This window comes from Pseudoduganella sp. jia 9 (genome assembly GCF_055502615.1).
This window is the reverse complement of the sequence record NZ_JBUPWE010000013.1, coordinates 115,653-137,316: the sequence shown is the minus strand read 5'-3', so window position 1 is coordinate 137,316 and position 21,664 is coordinate 115,653. Positions and strand designations below refer to the sequence as shown.

Below are 21,664 nucleotides of genomic sequence, written 5' to 3'. Positions count from 1 at the left end.
TATTAGTTCGATAACTCAGCGTTGCACGGCAACCCAGCCGCGCGATTGCGTGGAGCGGACCATGGCATCAAGGAAGTGCAGCCCTTCGAGTGCCAGTTCAGCGCTGAATACCTCATTGGACTGCCAGGCGCCCGCAGCGCGATATTGCTGGAGGCAGTCGGCCAAGTCCACGTAGAGATTGGCGAAGGCTTCAAGGAATCCGGCCGGATGGCCGGCCTTGAAGCGATTGTAGCGGCGTGCATTGGTGATTTCGCATGCGCCGGCGCGGTCGAGCAGCTCACGGCGGCCGTCACGGTGTGACACGAGTAACTCTTCGGGGGACAACTGGTACCACTCGGCCGATGCACGCTCGCCATAGATGCGGATGCGCAAGCCATTGCGGTGGCCGAGCGCCGATTTACTGAACCAGAACTGCCCCTGGATATTTCCGCTGTACCGGGCCAGGCAGCTGGAGTTGTCGACCACGCCGTCAAACCAGCCATAATGGTTCTGGTCAGCTACGACGTCGAGCGGACGTTCGCCCGTCAGGTAATGCACGATCTGATGCAGGTGCGTACCCAGGTCGAGGTGCAGCGTCGGCACCTCGCCATCGCTCAGCCGCCAGGCCTGTGGCGACGGCTTGTTGCCGCGGCTGTCGGTACGCACGAAACCTTCCTGTGGCATCTCGGCCTGGAAATGCAGGATACGCCCCAGCTCGCCGGAACGCACCTTGTGGGCAAGTTCGCGCAGCATCGGGTAGCCCGAATAGTTATACGTAATTGCAAGAAATGCGCCAAGCTCATCGCGCAAGGCCAGGAGTGCACGTGCCTGTTCCGGTGCTCCCGTCAGCGCCTTTTCGCAGATCACGGGGAGCCCGGCACGCATGCAGCCGGCCACCATGTCGAAGTGTGCAGGAATCGGTGTCAGGATTGCGACGGCATCGATCCGGTCGCGTTCGTTTGCAACCAGATCCATCCAAGTCGCGTAAGTACGATCGGCCGCTATGCCATAGCTTGCCGCGGAGCTATGATTGTCCTGCTGTTGTGTACTGAAGCAGCCCGCCACCAGCTCCCATCGGCGGTCCATCGTGCTGGCGGCAAAGTGGGCATATCCCACGGCGGAGTTGACGGCACCGCCGATAAAGGCAATGCGCAGGGGAGGGGGCGGCACCGTGCTCATCGTTGCGTCGCCGCGGCGGCGGGCTTGCTGAATTGTCTTGCCAGTTCGAATTTCATGATTTTCCCCATCGGGTTCTTCGGTAACGCTTCAACAACGAAAAAGTGCCTCGGCTGCTGGTAATCGGCCAGCCGCTCAGCGCACAGGACGCGAAGTGCGCGCATGTTGAACGAATCCGCATCTTCCAGAACCAGCGCAACTCCCACGACTTCGCCGAGTTTATCGTCAGCAACGGCAAAAGCGGCGCATTCTTTAATTCCCGGCAGCGCCGCTACCGCTGCCTCGACGTCGGCCGGATAGACATTGACACCACCCGTAATGACCAGGTCCTTGGCGCGGCCGCGGAAGTAAAGAAAGCCGTCCTCGTCCAGGCAGCCGAGGTCGCCAGTACGGAAGTAGTCGCCCCACATCGCCGCTGCCGTGAGTTCGGGCCGGCGATAATAACCGCCGAAAAGCATCGGGGTTCTGCAGGCGATTTCGCCAACGATCCCCGGTGACAGTTCGACGTCGTTTGCGCCGAGGATGCGGATGTCGACGCCCGGCGCCGGGCTGCCGACCGACGCCAGCTTGCCGGCGGCGCGGGAACTGTCGAGGTTCGTCGCAATGGCGATTTCGGATGTGCCATAGCATTCGTGGAACGCGCAGCCCATGCGACACAGCAGCTCGTCCTTCGTCGCATTGTCGAGCATCGCCGACGACGATACGATGCACCGAAGGCTGGTCAGGTCGTGGCTGCCGGGCGTGCGCAGTTCGGCAACGATCTGCCGGAGTTGCGACGATACGGCGATCGTAAACGACGCGCGCTGCTCTGCCACGCAGCGCAGCCAGGCGTTGGTGGAAAAGCGCGCCATCACGACCGCGGTGGCGCCATGCATCAGTGCCATCAGGACCAGCCGCTCGGCCAGCGAGTGATACATCGGCGTGGCCGCAAGGATCACATCGTCAGGACCAACGCCATACATTTCCATCGCCGCAGCGGCGCGGTTCACCTTGGTGCGTTGTGTCAGGACGATCGGTTTAGGGTCCCCGGTCGAGCCGGATGTCATCGTCAGGATCAGCGGGTGCTGCGGATCGCCGAGGCCGCGCGGCGGCACGTCGTGCGGTACCGGCGCGAGCAGTTCCTGCAGCGTCACTGCGCCGGACACTGCGCCATCCACGGAGATTTGCAGCCCTGGCACCAACGCCTGCCCCATGCTCACTGTTTCGTTCAAGGCGCCCAGCAGACTCGCCGTGGCGACGATATGTCGAACTTCGGTGGCGGCAAAGGCGCGCTGGACCGCTTCCGGAGCAAGCGACGTGTTGAGGGGAACGAGACTGACGCCCAGGTCGGCTGCCACCAGGAGCAGCGCCGCGAACTCAATGCTGTTCGGCAGCAGGACGCCGATCTGTTCGCCGGGTTGTACGCCGGATTCCGCCAGCGCGCATGACCAGCGGCGCACAAGCGTCGACAGGTCGCCATAAGTGGCGGTACGGCCATCGCACCAGATGGCCTGCTTGTCGGGATGCGCGTTGGCAGCATTGAAAAAAGACGGCGCAACGCAGCCCTGGCGGCTGCCTTCGCTTGCGGAAAACATCATGTTATCCCAGTAGTTTCGAGAATTTCAGGAAAGACCGGCTCTTCAATCTGAACAGCTGTGCCGGCTCCGGCAGCCAGACCTGATCGTCGGATGTGCTGGCAGAAATGAGTGTGTTTGCGCCGATAAAATTGCGCGCGCCGATCGTCAGTCCGTGCGCGGCACTGGCGTTGACGCCGAAAAAGCAAGCTTCACCAACGCGGCAGTTCCCCGCCAGTGCGATCCCCGCGTTGATCCAGTTGAACCGGCCAATCTCGCAGTCATGCCCCAGGTTGACATTGCTGGAGATGAAAGTGCCATCACCGATCGAACAGCCGGGGTGGATCGAAACATTGTCGAGGATGATGCAGTTGTCGCCGATCGTCACGCCGTCGTGCCGGAACACGGAAGGGTGGACATAACTGGCAAGTCGAAAGCCCCGTGCCGACAGGTCGGCCTGGCGGCGCGCCCGCAGGCCGTTCATGTCAACGAAACCGACCGCGACGATCACGGCATGGTCGGCGGGCGCGAAATGGTGCTCGAGTTCGCTGAAACGGACGAGCGGCAGACCCAGAAAGGTGCTTTCCTCGACATAAGCGTCGTCCGCAGTGAAACCGGCGATATCGAGGCTGTGGCGGGCATACGAATGTAGCAGGCGGGCAGTGGCGCCGTTTCCAAAGATAATCGTTCGCATCGGCTTCTCAGGCTGTTCGGATCAGGTCTATGAGTTCGTCCTGCCGGTCGGCGGGCAGATCCGGATAGATCGGCAGGCAAAGCACTTGTAGAGAGAGCCGATGGGCAACCGGCAGATGTTCGCGCCGGGCCGAGGGCATGCCACGGTACATCGGAAACTCGCTGATCAGCGGGTAGAAATAGCGCCGCGCATAGAAGCCTGCAGCACGCAGCTTTTCGTATAATTTATCCCGGCTGAGTCGATAGCCCGGTTGGACCAGGATGGGAAAATACGAGTGATTCGGCTGCGTTTCCGCCGGAATTGCCGGGCACTCGATTCCGGGAATGTCCTGCAGTGCGGCACGGTAGCGGTGATCGACCGCGGCCCGGCCCGCCAGCACCGCATCGATGGTCTTGAGCTGCAGCAGGCCGAACGCCGCGTTCACTTCACTCATCTTGCCGTTGATGCCTGGAGCGACGACCGTCACTTCATCGGCGAAGCCGAAATTCTTCAGATGGTCGATGTGACGCTTGGTACGCGCATCCTTGCAGATGATCGCACCGCCTTCGAACGTGTTGAAGACTTTTGTCGCATGAAAACTGAGAACTGACAGGTCTCCGTGATTGAGCACGCTGCTGCCACAGTGCTGGACACCGAACGCATGCGCGGCATCGTAAATGACCTTCAAGCCGAAATTCGCAGCAATTTCCTCGATCTGTTCCACATTGCACGGGCGACCGTAGCAGTGGACGGGCAAGATCGCTGTCGTTTGCGGCGTAATGGCCGCTTCGATCAGGCGTGGATCGATGTTGAACGTGCCCGGTTCGATATCGACGAACACGGGCTTGATGCCGTTCCACAGCAGCGAGTGCCCAGTGGCGACGAATGAATAGGGCGTCGTGATGACTTCGCCCGTAATGCGCAGCGACTGCATGGCAGTCATGAGCGCCAGCGTGCCATTCGAAAAAAGCGACAGGTGCGGCACGCCCAGGTAACGGGCGAGTTCCGTCTCGAACTGCTGGTGGAACGGCCCTCCGTTTGTCAGAATCTTGTTGTTCCAGATCTGTTGCAGGTAGGGGATGAAATCTTCCAGTGGCGGCAAGGCCGGTTGCGTGACATAGATGGGCGAAGTGGGTGGCTGTTTCATCGTGCGCCACCGCGATATATCCCGCAGTTCGGGAAATTGATTGGCGCATGTGGGTACACCTCACACATGTTCTTGTTCATACTGTCATCCTCGTGACGTTATTGCACGACCGCTTCGAACTTGCAGCGTAAACGGTGGTCGGCGAACCGGACGGTTGCAATGTATTCGGCACCGGAGCCGCTGGATGTTTATCTGCGGCAATTGTAACCGGTGCCTTCGTTGCCTGCAAAGCTGCAAGTGGCCTAATCCTGATTTCGTGCCGTGCCGTGCTGCGCGGATGATTCCAGCACCAGCGGAGCTGGCGGCATTCCCTCGCACCAGCGTTGCCACATGAGCCGGACCATTGCACTGAGGTTCGCCGCCAGCAGATCGGGACGTGCAAGGGCGGAGCCACGCATGCGTTCGCGCATCGTTGCACGTAACTCGCCGAGTGCGGCCGGCTTGCCAGCCCAGTCCACGGCAGCATCGACAAAAGCCTGCGGCGTGTCCGCGATGAAATCGGCAAGCTCCAGGTGGCTCAGGATTGCCGCGCTGGTCCGGCCAGACGGCGTCGAGCCTGCCAGCGTGACAATCGGCACCCCCATCCACAGTCCATGGAGTGTTGTCGTGCCCCCCGTGTACGGGAACGTGTCAAGGCACAAGTCGACCTGGTGATGCAGTGTCAGGTACTCACGCATGTTGCCACGCGTATGGAATATCAGTCGCTCGCCAGACACACCGGCGGCGTCGAACATCCTGCGCAGGCTGGTCTCCAGATTGTTGCCCGTCAGCGCGCCCAGCAGCAATCGCGAAGCAGGAACCGCGTGCAGGACCTGCGCCCACAACTTCACCACTTCGCCATTGATCTTGTTGGCTCGGTTGAAACTGCCGAAAGTAATGTAGCCGTTGCGTAATGCGGGCAGCGGATTGACATCGACGGCCTCTGTCGACGGTTCGAACACGGCGGAGGCGGGGAGGTAGGCGATGTGTTCGCTGTACTGGTTGTCAAAACGGCCGAGCGGCAGCAGATGCTGGTCGGTCAGGAAGTAATCGATGGCGCCGAGGCCGGTCGTTCCGGGATAGCCGATCCAGGTGATCTGCACTGGAGCAGGCTTGTGTGCCAGTACTTGCAGGCGGTTGTGGCCGGTGTGGCCCGACAGATCGATCAGCACGTCGATCCGCTCGGTGCGGATCAAGGTGTCGAGTTCGTCATCGGACAAGTGGCCGACATCGCGCCAGAGCGGCACGTAACCGCGCAGTGCGGCGGTTACGTTGTCATTCAGGGTATTGGTGTAATAGACCAGCAGTTCGAGCGATGTATCGTGTCGCAGGTGCTCGATCACAGGACGAATGAAGCTGGCCACGGCATGGTTGTAAAGGTCGCCGGAAATGAACGCAAGCCTGATGCGCTTGTCTGGATTGGCTTCCGTTTCGAGCGGCCGGATCCAGCGATCCCGCCGCTCGAACTGCGCGGCGAAGGCGCGGTGCGCGTCCTGAAAGGCAGTGTGATCGGCATCGGCGTGCGCGAGGCAAAACAGCAGGTTTGAATAGGCGCCGGTGAACGTTGGGTCAAGGGCGATCGCCTCCCTGCACAGCTTGATTGCTTCGGTGGTCTCGCCAGCCATGCTCAGATAGTGCGCCAGGTTCGAGCGGATGTTCGCAGCCTTGGGATCGAGCCTTGCGGCCTTGCGCAAGTGGGCGATGGACCGGTCGATGTCGCCCATCGCCGCCTGCGCATTGGCAAGATTCAACAGCAACTCCGCATCATCCGGCGCCAGCGCCATTGCGACCACGCTGTTCTCCAGCGATTCACGGTGTCTGCCCAACTGGCTGAGCACGAGCGACAGATTCCGGTAGGCGTCGATGAACCCGGGATTGATTGCGATAGCCTGCTTGAAATACTGCACGGAGGCGGCGCTTTCGCCGAGAGCATGCAGCGTGGTACCCAGGTTGTTCAGCGCGTATGCATAGTCGGGCTTGATTGCAAGCGCATGGCGCAGGTACGGCAGCGCCTCGTCGTGGCGCCCCAGTTCGATCAGCAGCCCGCCGAGAACGCCTGCGGCGAGATAAGACTGGGAATCGATGCGCAGGGCATCGCGCAAGTGCGAGACCGCCTCGTCTTCCAGTCCCAGCTTGTGCAGCACGGCGGCGAAATCGATGTGCGCCTGCACGTTGTCCGGGGCCAGCAGCAGCGCCTTGCCGTAGTTCAGCGCGCTGTCGTGCAGCTTGCCCAGCGCCATCTGTAACGATGCCAGTTGCTGCAATGCCGCGGCGTCGTCCGGCGCCAGCTTCACGGCCCGTTCGCTGGCGTTGAGCGCCTCGCCCATGCGTCCGCACTCCCGCAGCGATTCCGCTCGCGCGTAATGCAGCAGCGCGTCATCGCCCAGCAGCCGGATCGCTTTCGACCAGGCCGCATTGGCGTCTTCATAGCGTCCGAGGGCATGCAGGCCCGAGGCAAGCGAAGGATACAATTGATGCAGCTTCGGGGCCAGTTGCAGGGCCAGCTGGTAACACTCCACGGCAACGGCGGCGTTGCCCATCCCCTGCTCGACACCGGCGAGCTCTACCAGCGCAGCAAGATTGGACGGATCGGCAGTCAACGCCTGCCGGTAGCTGTTTGCCGCCGCGGCAAGTTCGCCGCGGTCTTGCAGCGCGTGGCCCAGCAGGACGTGTGCATCAGGATTGCCGGGATCGAGCTGGCCCCAGTGGATGAGCTCGGGCAGGGGATCGCCCCCTTGCGCCCGGACGGCTTCGCTGAGCAGGCGCCACAGGTGGGGCGACTGCGCCAGCGTGCCGGTCAGGGAGCGCAGCTGTGCCAGCGCGGTAGCGTGATCGCCGCTGGCCAGGGCGGCCGCGGCAGGCTCGAGTTCGGGAGGCAACGCTGATGCGCTGCCGGATACTGCATGATCGCTGGTGGTGGTCATCGCAACGGGTCGAGTGGCTATGCCGCATTCTACTGCGGCAGGCACCGCTCCGAACCGGGGAACAGAGCGGCATTAGCCCATCATACCGCTGGTGCCGACCCGCCTGCGCCCGGCACACCTGCACGGCCGGGCCTGGCCTTACATGTTCGGATAGTTCGGCCCGCCGCCACCTTCCGGCGTGACCCACACGATGTTCTGCGTCGGATCCTTGATGTCGCAGGTCTTGCAGTGCACGCAGTTCTGCGCATTGATCTGCAGCCGGTCGACCCCGTCGTTCTTCACGAACTCATACACGCCGGCCGGGCAGTAGCGCGCTTCCGGGCCGGCGTACTTGGCCAGGTTGACGTCCACCGGCACCGACGGGTTCTTCAGTGTCAGGTGGACCGGCTGGTCTTCGGCATGGTTCGTGTTCGAGATGAACACGGACGACAGCTTGTCGAACGTCAGCTTGCCATCCGGCTTCGGATACACGATCGGCTGGTAGTTCGCCGCCGGCTTCAGGCAGGCGTGGTCCGGCTCGCTGTGGCGCAGCGTCCAGGGCGCCTTGCCGCGGAAGACGATCTGGTCGATGCCGGTCATGATCGTGCCGAACACCAGGCCCTTGTTCAGGTATTGTTTGACGTTGCGCGCCACGTGCAGTTCCTCGTGCAGCCAGGACTGCTCGAACGCGGCCGGGTAGGCCGACAGTTCGTCGTGCTGGCGGTTCGCGGCCAGCGCGTCGACCAGCGCCTCGGCGGCCAGCATGCCGGACTTGATGGCCGCATGGCTGCCCTTGATGCGGCTCATGTTCAGGAAACCGGCATCGCAACCGAGCAGGCAGCCGCCCGGGAACACCAGTTTCGGCAGCGACTGCAGGCCGCCGGACGTGATGGCGCGCGCGCCATAGGAAATGCGCTTGCCGCCTTCGAAGTAGCCGCGGATCGCCGGGTGCGTCTTGTAGCGCTGGAATTCCTCGTACGGCGAGATGTACGGATTGGCATAGTTCAGGCCGACCACGTAGCCGACCACCACCTGGTTGTTTTCCGCGTGGTACAGGAACGAACCGCCATAGACGTCATGTGCCAGCGGCCAGCCGGAGGTGTGGATGACGAGGCCCGGCTGGTGTTTCGCCGGATCGATTTCCCACAGCTCCTTGATGCCGATGCCGTAGGCCTGCGGATCCTTCCCCTTGTTCAGGTCGTACTTGGCCATCAATGTCTTGCCCAGGTGGCCGCGCGAGCCTTCGGCGAACAGCGTATATTTGCCGTGCAGTTCCATGCCGAGCTGGAAATCCGGTCCCGGTTCGCCGTCGCGCCGGACGCCCATATTGCCGGTGGCGACACCCTTGACCGACCCATCCTCGTTGTACAGCACTTCGGCGGCCGGGAAGCCGGGGAAGATTTCCACGCCCAGGCTTTCCGCCTGCTGGCCCAGCCAGCGCACCACGTTGCCGAGCGAGATCACGTAGTTGCCATGGTTTTCCAGGCACTTGGGGACCATGAAGTTCGGCGTCTTGTAGGCCTTCGTTTCGGTCAGGAACAGCACCCGGTCCTCGGTCACGGGCGTGTTCAGCGGCGCGCCTTTTTCCTTCCAGTCGGGAATCAGCTCGGTCAGCGCGCGAGGATCCATCACGGCGCCGGACAGGATGTGCGCACCCAGCTCGCCGCCTTTTTCCAGCACGACCACGGAAACCTCCTGGCCCTTTTCCTGGGCCAGCTGCTTGATGCGGATCGCGGCGGACAGGCCGGCCGGGCCGCCGCCAACGATCACCACGTCGTACTCCATTGCTTCGCGCGGGCCGTACTGTTCAACGAGATTCGTCATAGGATTTTTATAGGTTTATGAAATCGGGGAAAATTAGCACGAGTGTGCTCTTTTTCTGCCCCAAATGCAACGGCATTGTAGTAGATGTTCCCGTCTAATTTGGCCAATTGTGTAAGATACGGAACAAAGCGGGGACAAAGCGGGGACAGGACGTAGATACCGCTGGAAGCCGTGCGGAATCACTTGCGGAGCAGGGGCGGAACAGATACGGGAGCAGTGCCGCGGCGACCGTACCGCGTCGACCGCGCATCGAGACAAGGGAGCAAGCCGTGGGTATCGAAGTCAATTTTGAAGGCAAGATCGCGCTCGTGACGGGGGCGTCCAGCGGCCTGGGGGCACGCTTCGCGAAAGTGCTGGCCAGCGCCGGCGCGCAAGTGGTGCTGGCCTCGCGGCGGGTCGAGCGCCTGAAGGAATTGCGTGCCGAGATCGAGGCCGATGGCGGCGCGGCCCATGTGGTCGCGCTCGATGTGACGGACTACGCCAGCATCAAGTCGGCGATCGCCCACGCCGAAACGGAGGCGGGACCGATCGATATCCTCGTCAACAATTCCGGCGTGTCGACCACGCAGCGGCTGGTCGATGTGACGCCGGAAGACTATAACTTCGTGATGGACACCAACCTGCGCGGCGCCTTCTTCGTGGCGCAGGAAGCGGCCAAGCGGATGATCGCGCGCGCCAAGGGCGATCCGAAAAAGCAGCACCGCATCATCAATATCGCCTCGGTGGCGGGCCAGCGCGTGCTGCCGCAGATCGGCGTGTACTGCATGAGCAAGGCAGGCGTGATCCACATGACCAAGGCGATGGCGGTGGAGTGGGGCCGTTATGGCATCAATATCAATGCGATCTGCCCCGGCTACATCTCCACCGAGATCAACGAGGATTATTTCGCCAGCGAGCATGGGCGCCGGCTGATCGAAATGCTGCCCCGCAAGCGGCCGGGCAAGCCGGAAGATCTCGATGGCCTGCTGCTGCTGCTGGCCGGCGAGGATGCGCATTTCATCAATGGTGCAGTGATTTCGGCCGATGACGGCATGACGGCGCAATAAACGAACCAGCCAGGCCGGAAGTGCCCGGGGCCGCCATGGCCGGGCAGGCAGGTGGAATGCGCTACCGGGCTCAGGACCGCGCCATCAGCTCCACGATCCAGTCGATGAACACGCGCACCTTCCTGCTCAGGTGGCGGTTCGGCGGGTAGGCGATCCACAGCGGCATCGGCTCGATATGCCAGTCCGTGAACAGGGGCAGCAGGGCGCCCGTCGCCACGTGCGGCCGGGCCATGTAATCGGGCAGCCACAGGATGCCGAGGCCCGCCAGGCCGGCGGCGAGATAGGCGTTGCCGTCATCGGTACGCAGGATGTACCGGCCCTGTACGGCGGCGCGCTCGGTGTCGCGATGCATCACGTACGGGAATCCCGTTCCCGACCAGCGGAACGCCACGATGCGGTGTTCGCTGTCGTGCAGCGCGCCGGGATGTGCCGGCAGGCCGGCACGCGCCACATAGGAAGGCGCGGCATAGACGCCCAGTCCCAGGTCCGCCACGCGCCGCGCCATCAGCGAACCGTCGGCCAGCTCGCCGCCGCGGATCACGCAGTCGACATTCTCGCCGATGATGTCCACCTTGCGGTCGCTGGCGCCCAGGTCGAGCTGGATGTCCGGATAGCGTTCGTGGAAGCCGGGCAGCGCCGGCACCACCACCAGCGCGGCCAGCGGGCTGGGCACGTCCACCCGCAACTGGCCGCGGGGCGCCGTGGCGGCGCCGGGCAGGCTGGTTTCGATATCGTCGAGCTCGGCAAGCAGGCCGACCGCCCGCTCGTAGAGTGCCGCGCCATCGGCCGTCACATTGACGCGCCGCGTAGTGCGGTTCAGCAGGCGCACGCGCAAGCGCGCCTCCAGTTGCTGCACCAGCTGCGTCACGGTCGCGCGGCTCATGTGCAGGGTCTCGGCCGCGCGCGTAAAGCTGCCGGCTTCGACGACGCGAACGAAGGCCTTCATTGCATCGAAACGGTCCATGCTCTCCCCAGATATTGTTTGGATTATACAAACAGTCCTGGTCGCGCTTGCCTGTTTATCGGGAAGGCCCGGGCCGCTACAGTAGCGCCATGTCCGAAGCTTGGATACCCAAGCCGGGATGCTCAAGGAGAGATGCAATGACCAAGCGTGATGTGGTATTCCCCCCGGGCCGCCAGGCCCTGTATGAAAAGAACCGCTATTCGCCGGCCGTGCGGGCGGATGGCTTCCTGTTCGTGTCGGGGCAGGTCGGCAGCCGGGAAGACGGTTCGCCGGAACCGGAACTGGACGCCCAGGTGCGGCGCGCCTTCGCCAACCTGAACGCGATCCTGGCCGCCGCCGGGTGTTCGTTCGACGACGTGGTGGACGTCAGCCTGTTCATCGTCGACCCGCAAACGCGTTTCGAGCATATCTGGGACGTGGCGCGGGAATTCTGGGGTGAGGCGCCGTATCCGACCGTGACGGCGGTCGGCGTGACCTGGCTGTATGGATTCGACTTCGAGATCAAGGTGATCGCCCGGATTCCGGACTGACGCGCAGCGGGGGGGCCGCCGCCGCGCCGTCCCGCTATCGGCTGTGGGTCAGCGCGTCATGCCGACCAGCTTGTGCACCAGTTCCGACGAGGTGGCGGCGCCGAACTTGCGCATCAGCTTTGCGCGGTGCATTTCCACGGTGCGCGGCGACAGGTCCGTTTCGCGGGCGATCATCTTGCTGGTCTTGCCTTCGACAAGGAATGCCGCGATCTCGCGTTCGCGCGGCGTGAGTTCGGCCGAGACCGGGCGCTTTTCGGAAACGTCCTCGAAAGTCCAGACGCCGGCGCCGAGCGGGTCGGCGCAATCGAGCGCGCGGCCCGTCACGTGGCACCAGAACAGTTCGCCGTTGGCGCGGCGCATGATGCGCTCGTCGGAATAGCGGCCGCGCGCGTTCATGATGGGAATGATGCGGTGGCCGGTGCGCAGGAATTCATCCATCGTTGGATACAGCACGCAGAACGACTGGCCGTCCAGCGTGCCGTGCGGGTAGCCGAACATCTGCGTCAGCGCGTCGTTGCTGGACTGGATCACGCGGTTGACGGAAATGCACATGCCCACCGGCGCGAACCGGAAGATGGTCTCGTAGTCGATCTCGTATGGTGCATTCATTGCGCTGTCTCGGATTGCTTTCTTATGTGTACCGGCTAACCATACGGCCGTATTTCTACTGTATTGTACTTTCCTTACGGGTAACCTATTCTGGAACGCCACGAAGGCGGACCACTCCGCCTAGCTTATCAAAAATGGAAGGGGGCACAATGAATAAAGTATATCCGGACGCGCCGTCCGCCCTGGCCGGCGTCGTGCAGGATGGGCAGACCATTGCCGTCGGCGGCTTCGGCCTGTGCGGCATTCCCGAAGCGCTGATCCTCGCCCTGCGCGATTCGGGCGTCAAGGAATTGACGGCCATCTCGAACAACGCAGGCGTCGACGGCTTCGGCCTCGGCCAGCTGCTCGAAACCCGCCAGATCAGGAAGATGATCGCCTCCTATGTCGGCGAGAACAAGGAGTTCGCACGCCAGTACCTGGCCGGCGAGCTGGAACTGGAATTCACGCCGCAGGGCACGCTGGCCGAGAAACTGCGCGCCGGCGGCGCCGGCATTCCGGCCTTCTTCACCAAGACCGGCGTGGGCACGATCGTCGCCGACGGCAAGGAAATCCGCGAGTTCGACGGCGAGCAGTACGTGATGGAGCGCAGCCTGGTGGCCGACGTGGCGCTGGTGAAAGCGTGGAAGGCCGACAAGGCGGGCAACCTCATCTTCCGCAAGACGGCGCGCAACTTCAACCCGAACGTGGCGGCCTCCGGCAAGGTCACGATCGTCGAAGTGGAAGAACTGGTGGAAGTGGGCGAGATCGATCCGGACGCCGTGCATACCCCCGGCATCTTCGTGCACCGCATCGTGCACAACCCGAATCCGGAAAAACGCATCGAACAGCGCACCGTGCGCGCCGCCTGAGGAGAAGAACATGGCATGGACTCGTGATCAAATGGCCGCGCGCGCGGCGCGGGAGCTGCAGGACGGCTTCTACGTCAACCTGGGCATCGGCCTGCCCACCCTGGTGGCGAACTACGTACCGACCGACATCGAAGTGTTCCTGCAATCGGAGAACGGCCTGCTCGGTATCGGCCCGTTCCCGCTTGATGCCGAAGTGGACGCCGACCTGATCAACGCCGGCAAGCAGACCGTGACGGCACTGCCCGGCTCGGCCTACTTCAGCTCGGCCGATTCGTTCGGCATGATCCGCGGCGGCAAGATCAACCTGGCCATCCTGGGCGCGATGCAGGTCTCCGAGAAAGGCGACCTGGCGAACTGGATGATTCCCGGGAAGATGGTGAAGGGCATGGGCGGCGCGATGGACCTGGTCGCCGGCGTGAAGAAGGTGGTGGTGCTGATGGAGCACGTGGCCACCGCGAAGGACGGCACCACGTCCCACAAGCTGCTGAAGCAGTGCGACCTGCCGCTGACAGGCGTGGGCGTCGTCGACATCGTCATCACCGACCTGGGCGTGATGGAAGTCACGGAGACCGGTTTGAAAGTCATCGAACTGGCGCCGGAAGTGACGAAGGAGCAGATCGCCGCCGCCACCGGCGTCGAGCTGGATTTTTCGGCCGTGTAAGGCGCACGCGGCGCAGACAGGGAAATGGCACGCCGCGGCGTGCCTTTTCTTTGTGTTGGGGCGGGAAGCAGCGCCATAAAAAACGGCCACCCGCGGGTGGCCGTCATGCTGGTTCAGACTGCGTGGATCATGCCGACTTCGCAACCGGCATGTCTTCGCCGTGCTTGGTCTCTTCGAGCGGCTCGTGCGGGGACGACGGGTGGGCCAGTTCGCGCTTCAAGGTATCCATGTTCAGCTCGCCTTCCCATTTCGCCACCACCAGGGCGGCCACGCCGTTGCCGACGAAGTTCGTCAGGGCGCGGGCTTCGCTCATGAAGCGGTCGATGCCCAGGATCAGCGCCATGCCGGCCACCGGGATGGTCGGTACCACGGCCAGCGTCGCGGCCAGCGTGATGAAGCCTGCGCCGGTGATGCCTGATGCGCCTTTCGAGGTCAGCATCGCCACGCCGAGGATCGTCAGTTCCTGCATCAGCGTCAGCTCGGTGTTGGTGGCCTGGGCCACGAACAGGGCAGCCATCGTCATGTAGATGTTGGTACCGTCCAGGTTGAACGAGTAGCCGGTCGGGACCACCAGGCCGACGACGGGTTTCGACGCGCCCAGCTTTTCCAGCTTCTTCATCAGCGACGGCAGCGCGCTTTCCGACGAGCTGGTGCCCAGCACGATCAGCAGTTCTTCCTTGATGTAGGCGATGAATCGGCCGATCGAGAAGCCGGTGAACTTGGCGATCGAGCCCAGGATGATGAACACGAACAGGAAGCAGGTCAGGTAGAACGAACCCATCAGCTTGGCCAGCGGCAGCAGCGAATCGATGCCGTATTTACCGATGGTGAACGCCATCGCGCCGAATGCGCCGATCGGGGCGACCTTCATGATGATGTTGACCATGCCGAAGACGACGGCGCCCGCCTCGTCGATGATGTGCAGCAGCGGCTTGCCGCGTTCGCCCAGCAGCGACAGCGCGAAGCCGAACAGCACCGAGATCAGCAGCACCTGCAGGATGTCGCCCTTGGCGAACGCGTCGACGACGGTGTTCGGGATGATGTGCAGGAGGAAGTCCGTGGTGCTTTGGTGGGAAGCCTTCTCGGTGTACTGGGCGATCGCCTTGGTGTCGAGCGTGGCGGGATCGGCGTTGAAGCCGTCGCCGGGACGGACGATGTTGGCGACGAACAGGCCGATCACCAGCGCGAAGGTGGAGACGACTTCGAAGTAGAGCAGGGCCTTGCCGCCGACGCGGCCGATCTTCTTCACGTCCTGCATGCCGGCGATGCCGGACACGATGGTGCAGAAGATCACCGGCGCGATGATCATCTTGATCAGTTTGATGAACCCGTCGCCCAGCGGCTTCATCGCCACGGCGTCGGTCGGCAGGTAGATGCCGAGCAGCACGCCAACGAAGATGGCGAACAGCACCTGGACGTACAGGATTTTATAGAACGGTTTTTTCATGATTGGAGTCTCCATTGGCTTCCCAGTGCTCCCATCATTGCAAACGATCTCAGTTATCACCATTGTGATTATCCGCATTGTGGTTTCCCCTATCAGGGATAACCACAATGCGGTTACTACGTAGTTGCTAGTTGCTGGTGCTTACTGGGCCCAGCGTGCCGTTTTCACCAGGTTGCGGCTGGGTTGCAGCGGCGGCGGCTTCTTCAGGATGCGGGCGGGGACCAGCGGCAGGCCTTCGGGCTGCTCGGCATCGATGAACAGCTCCGTCAAGGCTTCCGTGCGCCCGTCGAGCACATAGCTGGCCACGCCGAAGTAGCGCTTGGTGTTGTCGAGGCCCGACCATGCCAGCGCTACCGTCCCGGTGCTGTTCCTGCCCAGGCGCGCCGGGGCGGTGACCTTGACGTTGCCGGCGTCCTGGCCCGGCGCGATGATCCAGCTGGACAGGGCGAACGTGGCACTTTCGCCGTTCGCCGGCCCATCGCTCGACACGCACACGGTGTATTCGCCCGGCTCGGGCTCCGTGGTGGACGCGCTGCTGCCCGTGTTCCACGTTGCCAGCCCGACCACCTGCTGGTGCGGATCGACGATGATCAGGTTCAGCTGGTCGATGAAGCCGCCTTCGGCGCCCGACGAATCGGACGAGAAGGCGCCGAACCGCACACCCAGGGTGCCGGCCGGGATCGTGAACTTCTTCAGGGCGACGCGCTCGCTGCCGCCGGCCAGGCACTCCGCCACGCCGTAGTCGGTACCGCTGACGCCCTGGATCGACAGGATGTCGCGCTGCGGCTGGGCCAGTCCGCTGACGGCGATCTGCAGGCGCGCCGCCGACCCGGCCGTGACGGGGAACAGCTTCTTGCCGCGCGAAATCCACGACGAGATGTATTCCGGCGCGTCGAATGCCAGCGTCAGGGCCTGCAGCGGGCTGCGCACGCGGTGTACGCCATCGGTCCATTCCAGGGAGCCGTACTGCCACTCCCGGTTGACGGAGGTGGTGCGTTTCAGCGTCACGGAGAAGCTGCCTTTCTCACCCGGCGCCAGCGTCATCTCGGCGGGGGCGACGGCAACCTCGAAGCCCGGCAGTTCGGCCGTGGCGGTGTAGGTGGCCGCCGCCTGGCCCACATTGGTGACGGAGCGCTTCAGTACTTCCGTGTCGGCGATGAACGGCACGGTCAGCCCGGGCTGGTTCAGGTTCGTGTCCGCGACGGTGCCAGCCGCCGTGCACTCGGCGGGGGAAACGCTGGCCGATTGCACGCCGCACAGGAAGCGCTGCCAGTCCAGCGGCGCAGCGTCGTACACGAGGCCCGGATCGGCCGCGAGGGCCGGCTGGACGAGACCGGCGCCCTGGCCCCATGGCAGCCTGCCGTTCATGGTGCCGAAGTTGCCGTCGTCCTGCGTCGGCCTTGCCGTCGTCATCAGGGCCGACTTGATGGCCGCGGGCGACCAGTCCGGATGCTGCTGGCGCAGCATGGCGGCCAGGCCGGCCACGTGCGGGCTCGCCATCGAGGTGCCCGTGTGGAAGCGCCAGCGCGTATCGGCCTGCGTGGCGCCTTCGGCCGCGATACGGTCGTGCGTGGCCTGGTCGCCGTCCGGCGTGGTGCCCGCCAGGATCTCGAGGCCGGGCGCCGCCAGGTCGGGCTTCATCACCCCGGGTGCCGCGATGTTCGGGCCGCGCGACGAGAAGTACGTCACCGTCGGCGACGGCGAGGTGCTGTCGTGCAGGCCGAACGCCGACATCGACAGCGTGGCTTCGGGATGCTCGAGCAGGTAGTTGCCCAGGCTGGCGCCATCGGCCGGCAACAGGTCGACGGTTGGCAGCGCGTACTGCACGTAGCTGGGCGCCTGGTCGTACTGCAGCAGCACCATCGCCGCCGCGCCATAGCCGAGCGCGGCGACGCTCTTGGCCTTCGGTGACGTGAGCCCGCCCTCGCAGACCAGCACCTTGCCGGCCACGCGGGCCGGGTCGATGGCGGCCGCGGCGGTGGCGCCCTGTTGCGCAGCCTCCTCCGGGCTGGCGCAGGTGGCGCGGGCGGCCCGGTCCGCTTCCGTCAGGTCCGCGAACGGTACCGTACCGGCGTCGCGTGCCAGCACGAAAGGCGTCGCGGGCAGGGGAGCCTTGTTCAGCGAACCGCCGACGAAGCGCGGGCCGCCGCTGACCAGCAGTTCGGCGCCGGTGATCTTGTCGTGATTGGTCGCGGCCACCGTGGCGATCCATGGCACGAGGTGGGCAGCCGGCCACCACGGTGCCGAATTGCCCGCCGAGGCGGCGACGAACACGCCGGCATTCGCCGCGCCCAGGAAGGCCTGGTCGACCGGGTCGTCCACCGACAGCGCGCCACCGATGGAAAAGTTCAGGACATCCACGCCATCGGCCACTGCCTGCTCCACGGCGGCCACCGAGTCGCCCGGCATGCACTGGTTTTCCATCACGTCGGGCGAGGCGGGGCGCGTGAAGGTCCAGCACACCTTGTACGCGGCCACGCGGGCACGCGGCGCCATGCCGGACGCCGGGGAAACGGCGACGTCGTCCAGCGCCGGCACGGCGCCATGGTTGCCGGCAGCGGTGGACGCCGTGTGCGTACCGTGGCCGAAGCCCGAGCGCGGTGCCACTGCGATGCCGTCGCGCGGCGACAGGAACTCGTTCCAGTGGATGTCGTGGCCTTCGGCCAGGATCCCGGCGTTGAAGTAGCGCGCGCCGATCAGCTTGTTGTTGCAGTTGGCGGCGGTGAAGCCTTCACCCGTCTGGCAGGCGCCTTTCCAGCCTGCCGGCGCCGGGCCATAGGCCAGCTTGCCGGAAGGATCGGAAGTCGGCTTGCCGTCCGCGTCGACGCGATCGGCGAACGCGGGATGCTCGGGCCAGATACCGGTATCGATGATGCCGATGATGACATCCTCGCCGGCCTTCTCGCTGCCGCCCAGCTGGCTCCACAGGCCGCCCGGTCCGTCGACGTTCAGGTAGGCGGGTGTGTAGTGCGTATCGAGCTTGCGGGGGATTTCCAGCATCACCGCCGTCACGCCGCTCTTGCGGCGCAGGGCTTTCGCTTCGGCATCCGTCAGCAGGGCGGAAAAACCGTTGTAGACCAGCTGGTAGCTGTGCAGCACCCTGGCGTTGCGCAGGCCGGCCAGCACGCCCGCCTGGCGCTGTTTCAGGTAGTCGGCGTAGCGGGTTACGCCGGCCGAGCGGGCCTCCAGCCTGGCGCCCGGCGCGGGGCGCGTCGCGCGCATGCCGGCGATGCTTCCTTCATAGCTCGCGGCCGGCTTCTCGGCCAGCTGCACGATATAGGGGCGGCGCAGCTGGCCTGTCTTCTGGGCCAGCGCCGCGGATGCGGGCAGGGCGGCCAGTACCAGAACGACGAGGGGCAGGCAGGCGCGCTTCATGGCTTGCCTCCCATGTGGCGGCGGGCGGCCACCAGCAGCAGGCCGGCAACCAGCATGGCGACGGTGCCCGGCTCGGGTACGGCACTCACGTGCAGGTCGTCGAGCGCGAACTGGGAGGCGTTCAGCGTGTCTGGGCCGTTGATGCAATCGCGGCCAACCGCGCCTCCTCCCACATAGGTGCAGGCGTCGATCGTGATGCTGACGAAGGCGGTGGCTGCGAACGTCGGGTCGAGCGTCCATTCGGCCCACCAGTGCAGTTCCGGAAAATCGGCCGCCGTGGCGACCACGCTGCCGTCCGCCCTGGTGCCGGTGATGCGCAGCTGGCCGAACGGCAGCGTGCTGCCTTCCTCGTTTTCGTTGGCGATACCGCCGAAGGAGAGCGAGGACAGCCGGAACGCGGCATCATCCTCGCGCGACAGCGTCAGCGAGCCGTCGTTCAGCCCCGCATAATGCTGGCTGATGGGGTAGGGGCAGGCCAGCCACACGCACGCTCCCGAATCGCCCGCGGCGATCGTGGCGCCAGCCAGGCCGGGCTCGTAGTCGGGGAAGCTCTGCACGTAGCTGCTGTCCGCGACGACAGCCTTGAAACCATTGGTGGCAAACGTGTCCCCGCCGACGTAGATGGAATTGTCGGCTGGCGAAGACCAGTTCACGATCTGCTCGAAATCGATGACATCCGCCTGGGCCGCCGGCGCGGATAGCCCCGTGGCACAAGCCATCAATGCCGGCGTCAGGTAGCGCCAGCGTGAACGAAGGGTGCTGCGTGAAATTGATTTCATTGCGTCATGCCCCATGGTTGGAAGATAACAAGCCTGACTCGGGCGCTGCTCAAGAACGAGGAAAACACTCTATTTGATAGCGCTATCAGGTAAAATTATGCTAACTCAAGGGGGTATGCCGCGGGCCGGAATATTTCGGGAATTCGCGTGCGCGAGCAAGGCTTGCATGCCGGCGCGCGTGAGTTTCACTCTGCGAGGAGGATAAGGTATCGCTCGGGATACTGTTGTAAATTATTCACGATAGCGCTCCCATAACTGGAGGAAGGGAGCGTTGCGGCCGTTGCCGGCCGCGTTTGCTTACTGGGCGACCCAGCCGCCGTCGACATTCCAGGCCGCGCCGCGCACCTGGCTGGCCACGTCGCTGCACAGGAAGACGGCGAGCCCGCCCAGCTGTTCGGGCGTGACGAAGTCGCCGGAAGGCTGCTTGTCGGCCAGCAGCGCGCGCTTGGCTTCGTCGTTGCTCAGGCCGTCGCGCGCGGCGCGGTCGTCGACCTGCTTCTGCACCAGCGGCGTGAGCACGAAGCCGGGGCAGATGGCATTGACCGTCACGCCGGTCTGCGCCGTTTCCAGCGCGGTCACCTTCGTCAGTCCCACCAGGCCGTGCTTGGCGGCCACGTAGGCGGACTTGCCGGCCGAGCCGACCAGGCCGTGCGCGGAGGCGAGGTTGATGATGCGGCCCCAGTTCTGCTGCCGCATGCGCGGCAGGGCCAGCCGGCTGGTGTGGAAGGCGGAAGTCAGGTTGATGGCGATGATGGCATCCCATTTCTCGACCGGGAAGTCCTCGACATTGGCGACGAACTGGATACCGGCGTTGTTGACGAGCACGTCGACGCCGCCGAATTTTTCGGCGGCGAACGCGAACAGCGCCTCGATCTCGGCCGGCTTGCTCATGTCGGCATTGTGGTGTACGGTCTGCACGCCGAATTCCTGCGCCGTGGCGGCGAGCAGGGTGGCGATGTCGTCGGCATTGCCGAAGCCGTTGAACACGATATTGGCGCCTTGCGCGGCCAGCGCGCGTGCGATGCCCAGGCCGATGCCGGAGGTGGACCCCGTGACGAGGGCCGTCTTGCCGGCCAGGATAGTGCCGTTCGAAGGTGTGCTGCTCATGGTCTGCTCCATAGTTGATGGCGGTCCGTGCCGCCGGTTCCGGCCTGCTGTTGCCGGTGCTCCTCTACGCTACGCTAAACTTGCAAGGGATTTTAGCGGCAACGCACGGTAGAATGTAGCCCAAAAACCAAGACCCGGCAGGAGGCCAGGATGATCGAACCAGCGTTGAAGTCGGTGCAGTGCCTTTCTCCGGCGGGCCTGCACCGCATGGCCTACCAGGAATGGGGGGATCCGTCGAACCCGAAAGTGCTGGTCTGCGTGCATGGCGTGACGCGGGTGTCGGACGATTTCGACGACCTGGCGCGCGCGCTGGCCGACGAGTACCGCGTGGTGTGCCCGGACGTGGTGGGCCGCGGCCGCTCCGGCCGGCTGCGCAACCCGGACCTGTACCGGGTGCCGCAATACGTCAGCGACATGGTCACGCTGCTGGCGCGCGTGCTGGCCGATGGCGACGGCAAGGTGGGGTGGTTCGGCACCTCGATGGGCGGGCTGATCGGCATGGGACTGGCATCGCTGCCGGACAGCCCCATCGAGCGGCTGGTCCTGAACGACATCGGCCCGGTGCTGGACCCCGCGGCGCTGCGCCGCATCGGCGACTACATCGGCCAGGACGTGCGCTTCGCTACATTCGAGGAAGGTGCGCGATTCGTGCGCGATGTGTCGGCGTCGTTCGGCCCGCATACCGAACAGCAATGGCAGAAGATGGCGCGCGACGTGCTGCGCCAGGATGCCGACGGCAGCTGGGTGCGGCACTACGACCTGGCGCTGGCGCAGCCGTTCCGCGCCGCGACACCCGAGTCGGTGGCGGCCGACGAGCACCTGCTGTGGGCCGCCTACGATGCGATCCGCTGTCCCACGCTGCTGGTGCGCGGCGCGGAGTCGGATCTGCTGTCGCATGCGACGGCGCAGATGATGACGCAGCGCGGGCCGCGTGCCCGGCTGGCGGAATTCGCCGGCGTGGGCCACGCGCCGACGTTCGTGCATGCCGACCAGATCGCCGTCGCGCGCGCGTTCCTGCTGGAAGCTGCTGGAACGTAGTGTTTACTTCACCCTATTTTTGTTGA

Annotated in this window: 17 protein-coding genes; 5 read left to right on the top strand and 12 right to left on the bottom strand. The window is 64.3% G+C overall.

What is annotated here, in order from left to right; translation table 11 throughout:
- Positions 1-15: 15 nt before the first annotated feature.
- From ACY34H_RS18480 to ACY34H_RS18455, 6 genes are all read right to left on the bottom strand, one after another.
- On the bottom strand, positions 16-1,158 hold the full coding sequence (locus tag ACY34H_RS18480) for a Gfo/Idh/MocA family protein (protein ID WP_464978923.1): 1,143 nt from the start codon (positions 1,156-1,158) through the stop codon (positions 16-18).
- Positions 1,155-2,732, bottom strand: coding sequence for a class I adenylate-forming enzyme family protein (locus tag ACY34H_RS18475; protein WP_464978922.1), 1,578 nt, complete (start codon positions 2,730-2,732; stop codon positions 1,155-1,157). Before ACY34H_RS18475 ends, ACY34H_RS18480 begins: the two co-directional genes overlap by 4 nt.
- A 1-nt stretch (position 2,733) precedes the next feature.
- Complete coding sequence (locus ACY34H_RS18470; RefSeq protein ID WP_464978921.1) at positions 2,734-3,402, bottom strand: acetyltransferase; 669 nt, start codon at positions 3,400-3,402, stop codon at positions 2,734-2,736.
- A gap of 7 nt (positions 3,403-3,409) precedes the next feature.
- On the bottom strand, positions 3,410-4,528 hold the full coding sequence (locus ACY34H_RS18465) for a DegT/DnrJ/EryC1/StrS family aminotransferase (protein ID WP_464978920.1): 1,119 nt from the start codon (positions 4,526-4,528) through the stop codon (positions 3,410-3,412).
- Between the two features lie 242 nt (positions 4,529-4,770).
- Positions 4,771-7,431 (bottom strand): tetratricopeptide repeat protein, encoded by a 2,661-nt coding sequence (locus tag ACY34H_RS18460; protein WP_464978919.1) that lies wholly within the window; start codon positions 7,429-7,431, stop codon positions 4,771-4,773.
- 138 nt (positions 7,432-7,569) lie between these two features.
- Positions 7,570-9,195 (bottom strand): electron transfer flavoprotein-ubiquinone oxidoreductase, encoded by a 1,626-nt coding sequence (locus tag ACY34H_RS18455; RefSeq protein WP_464979054.1) that lies wholly within the window; start codon positions 9,193-9,195, stop codon positions 7,570-7,572.
- A 308-nt stretch (positions 9,196-9,503) separates the two neighbouring features.
- On the opposite strand from ACY34H_RS18455, the gene ACY34H_RS18450 reads away from it, so the two are divergent.
- The gene (locus ACY34H_RS18450) at positions 9,504-10,280 is read left to right on the top strand and encodes an SDR family oxidoreductase (protein WP_464978918.1); all 777 of its coding nucleotides are present in this window, start codon (positions 9,504-9,506) and stop codon (positions 10,278-10,280) included.
- Between the two features lie 70 nt (positions 10,281-10,350).
- On the opposite strand, the gene ACY34H_RS18445 is transcribed toward ACY34H_RS18450, so the two are convergent.
- Entirely contained in the window at positions 10,351-11,244 is an 894-nt protein-coding gene (locus ACY34H_RS18445) for a LysR family transcriptional regulator (RefSeq protein WP_464978917.1), read from the bottom strand.
- 137 nt (positions 11,245-11,381) lie between these two features.
- Here ACY34H_RS18445 and ACY34H_RS18440 point away from each other — a divergent pair, with 137 nt between their 5' ends.
- On the top strand, positions 11,382-11,774 hold the full coding sequence (locus ACY34H_RS18440) for a Rid family hydrolase (RefSeq protein ID WP_464978916.1): 393 nt from the start codon (positions 11,382-11,384) through the stop codon (positions 11,772-11,774).
- A 48-nt stretch (positions 11,775-11,822) separates the two neighbouring features.
- On the opposite strand, the gene ACY34H_RS18435 is transcribed toward ACY34H_RS18440, so the two are convergent.
- Positions 11,823-12,383 (bottom strand): LuxR C-terminal-related transcriptional regulator, encoded by a 561-nt coding sequence (locus ACY34H_RS18435; RefSeq protein ID WP_464978915.1) that lies wholly within the window; start codon positions 12,381-12,383, stop codon positions 11,823-11,825.
- Between the two features lie 149 nt (positions 12,384-12,532).
- Between ACY34H_RS18435 and ACY34H_RS18430 the strand changes: the two genes are divergently transcribed.
- A complete protein-coding gene (locus ACY34H_RS18430; protein WP_464978914.1) occupies positions 12,533-13,231 on the top strand; it encodes a CoA transferase subunit A in 699 nt (232 codons plus the stop codon).
- Between the two features lie 10 nt (positions 13,232-13,241).
- Positions 13,242-13,892 (top strand): 3-oxoacid CoA-transferase subunit B, encoded by a 651-nt coding sequence (locus tag ACY34H_RS18425; RefSeq protein ID WP_464978913.1) that lies wholly within the window; start codon positions 13,242-13,244, stop codon positions 13,890-13,892.
- A 127-nt stretch (positions 13,893-14,019) separates the two neighbouring features.
- Here ACY34H_RS18425 and ACY34H_RS18420 read toward each other — a convergent pair whose 3' ends face one another.
- From ACY34H_RS18420 to ACY34H_RS18405, 4 genes are all read right to left on the bottom strand, one after another.
- Positions 14,020-15,342 carry a dicarboxylate/amino acid:cation symporter gene (locus tag ACY34H_RS18420; protein WP_464979053.1) on the bottom strand — a complete coding sequence of 441 codons (1,323 nt, stop codon included), beginning with the start codon at positions 15,340-15,342 and terminating at the stop codon, positions 14,020-14,022.
- A gap of 138 nt (positions 15,343-15,480) precedes the next feature.
- Positions 15,481-18,714, bottom strand: a complete 3,234-nt coding sequence (locus tag ACY34H_RS18415; RefSeq protein ID WP_464978912.1) for a S8 family peptidase — start codon at positions 18,712-18,714, stop codon at positions 15,481-15,483.
- Positions 18,711-19,493: an NF038120 family PEP-CTERM protein gene (locus ACY34H_RS18410; protein ID WP_464978911.1), complete on the bottom strand. Its 783-nt coding sequence runs from the start codon at positions 19,491-19,493 to the stop codon at positions 18,711-18,713. Before ACY34H_RS18410 ends, ACY34H_RS18415 begins: the two co-directional genes overlap by 4 nt.
- A 297-nt stretch (positions 19,494-19,790) precedes the next feature.
- Positions 19,791-20,600 (bottom strand): 3-hydroxybutyrate dehydrogenase, encoded by an 810-nt coding sequence (locus ACY34H_RS18405; RefSeq protein ID WP_464978910.1) that lies wholly within the window; start codon positions 20,598-20,600, stop codon positions 19,791-19,793.
- Between the two features lie 150 nt (positions 20,601-20,750).
- Between ACY34H_RS18405 and ACY34H_RS18400 the strand changes: the two genes are divergently transcribed.
- Positions 20,751-21,638: an alpha/beta fold hydrolase gene (locus ACY34H_RS18400; protein ID WP_464978909.1), complete on the top strand. Its 888-nt coding sequence runs from the start codon at positions 20,751-20,753 to the stop codon at positions 21,636-21,638.
- Positions 21,639-21,664 lie beyond the last annotated feature (26 nt).

Coding starts and splice junctions, on each gene's coding strand:
- ACY34H_RS18480 (WP_464978923.1), bottom strand. CDS start 1,158: ATGAGCACGGTGCCGCCCCCTCCCCTGCGCATTGCCTTTATCGGCGGT.
- ACY34H_RS18475 (WP_464978922.1), bottom strand. CDS start 2,732: ATGATGTTTTCCGCAAGCGAAGGCAGCCGCCAGGGCTGCGTTGCGCCG.
- ACY34H_RS18470 (WP_464978921.1), bottom strand. CDS start 3,402: ATGCGAACGATTATCTTTGGAAACGGCGCCACTGCCCGCCTGCTACAT.
- ACY34H_RS18465 (WP_464978920.1), bottom strand. CDS start 4,528: ATGAAACAGCCACCCACTTCGCCCATCTATGTCACGCAACCGGCCTTG.
- ACY34H_RS18460 (WP_464978919.1), bottom strand. CDS start 7,431: ATGACCACCACCAGCGATCATGCAGTATCCGGCAGCGCATCAGCGTTG.
- ACY34H_RS18455 (WP_464979054.1), bottom strand. CDS start 9,195: ATGGAGTACGACGTGGTGATCGTTGGCGGCGGCCCGGCCGGCCTGTCC.
- ACY34H_RS18445 (WP_464978917.1), bottom strand. CDS start 11,244: ATGGACCGTTTCGATGCAATGAAGGCCTTCGTTCGCGTCGTCGAAGCC.
- ACY34H_RS18440 (WP_464978916.1), top strand. CDS start 11,382: ATGACCAAGCGTGATGTGGTATTCCCCCCGGGCCGCCAGGCCCTGTAT.
- ACY34H_RS18435 (WP_464978915.1), bottom strand. CDS start 12,383: ATGAATGCACCATACGAGATCGACTACGAGACCATCTTCCGGTTCGCG.
- ACY34H_RS18430 (WP_464978914.1), top strand. CDS start 12,533: ATGAATAAAGTATATCCGGACGCGCCGTCCGCCCTGGCCGGCGTCGTG.
- ACY34H_RS18425 (WP_464978913.1), top strand. CDS start 13,242: ATGGCATGGACTCGTGATCAAATGGCCGCGCGCGCGGCGCGGGAGCTG.
- ACY34H_RS18415 (WP_464978912.1), bottom strand. CDS start 18,714: ATGAAGCGCGCCTGCCTGCCCCTCGTCGTTCTGGTACTGGCCGCCCTG.
- ACY34H_RS18410 (WP_464978911.1), bottom strand. CDS start 19,493: ATGAAATCAATTTCACGCAGCACCCTTCGTTCACGCTGGCGCTACCTG.
- ACY34H_RS18405 (WP_464978910.1), bottom strand. CDS start 20,600: ATGAGCAGCACACCTTCGAACGGCACTATCCTGGCCGGCAAGACGGCC.
- ACY34H_RS18400 (WP_464978909.1), top strand. CDS start 20,751: ATGATCGAACCAGCGTTGAAGTCGGTGCAGTGCCTTTCTCCGGCGGGC.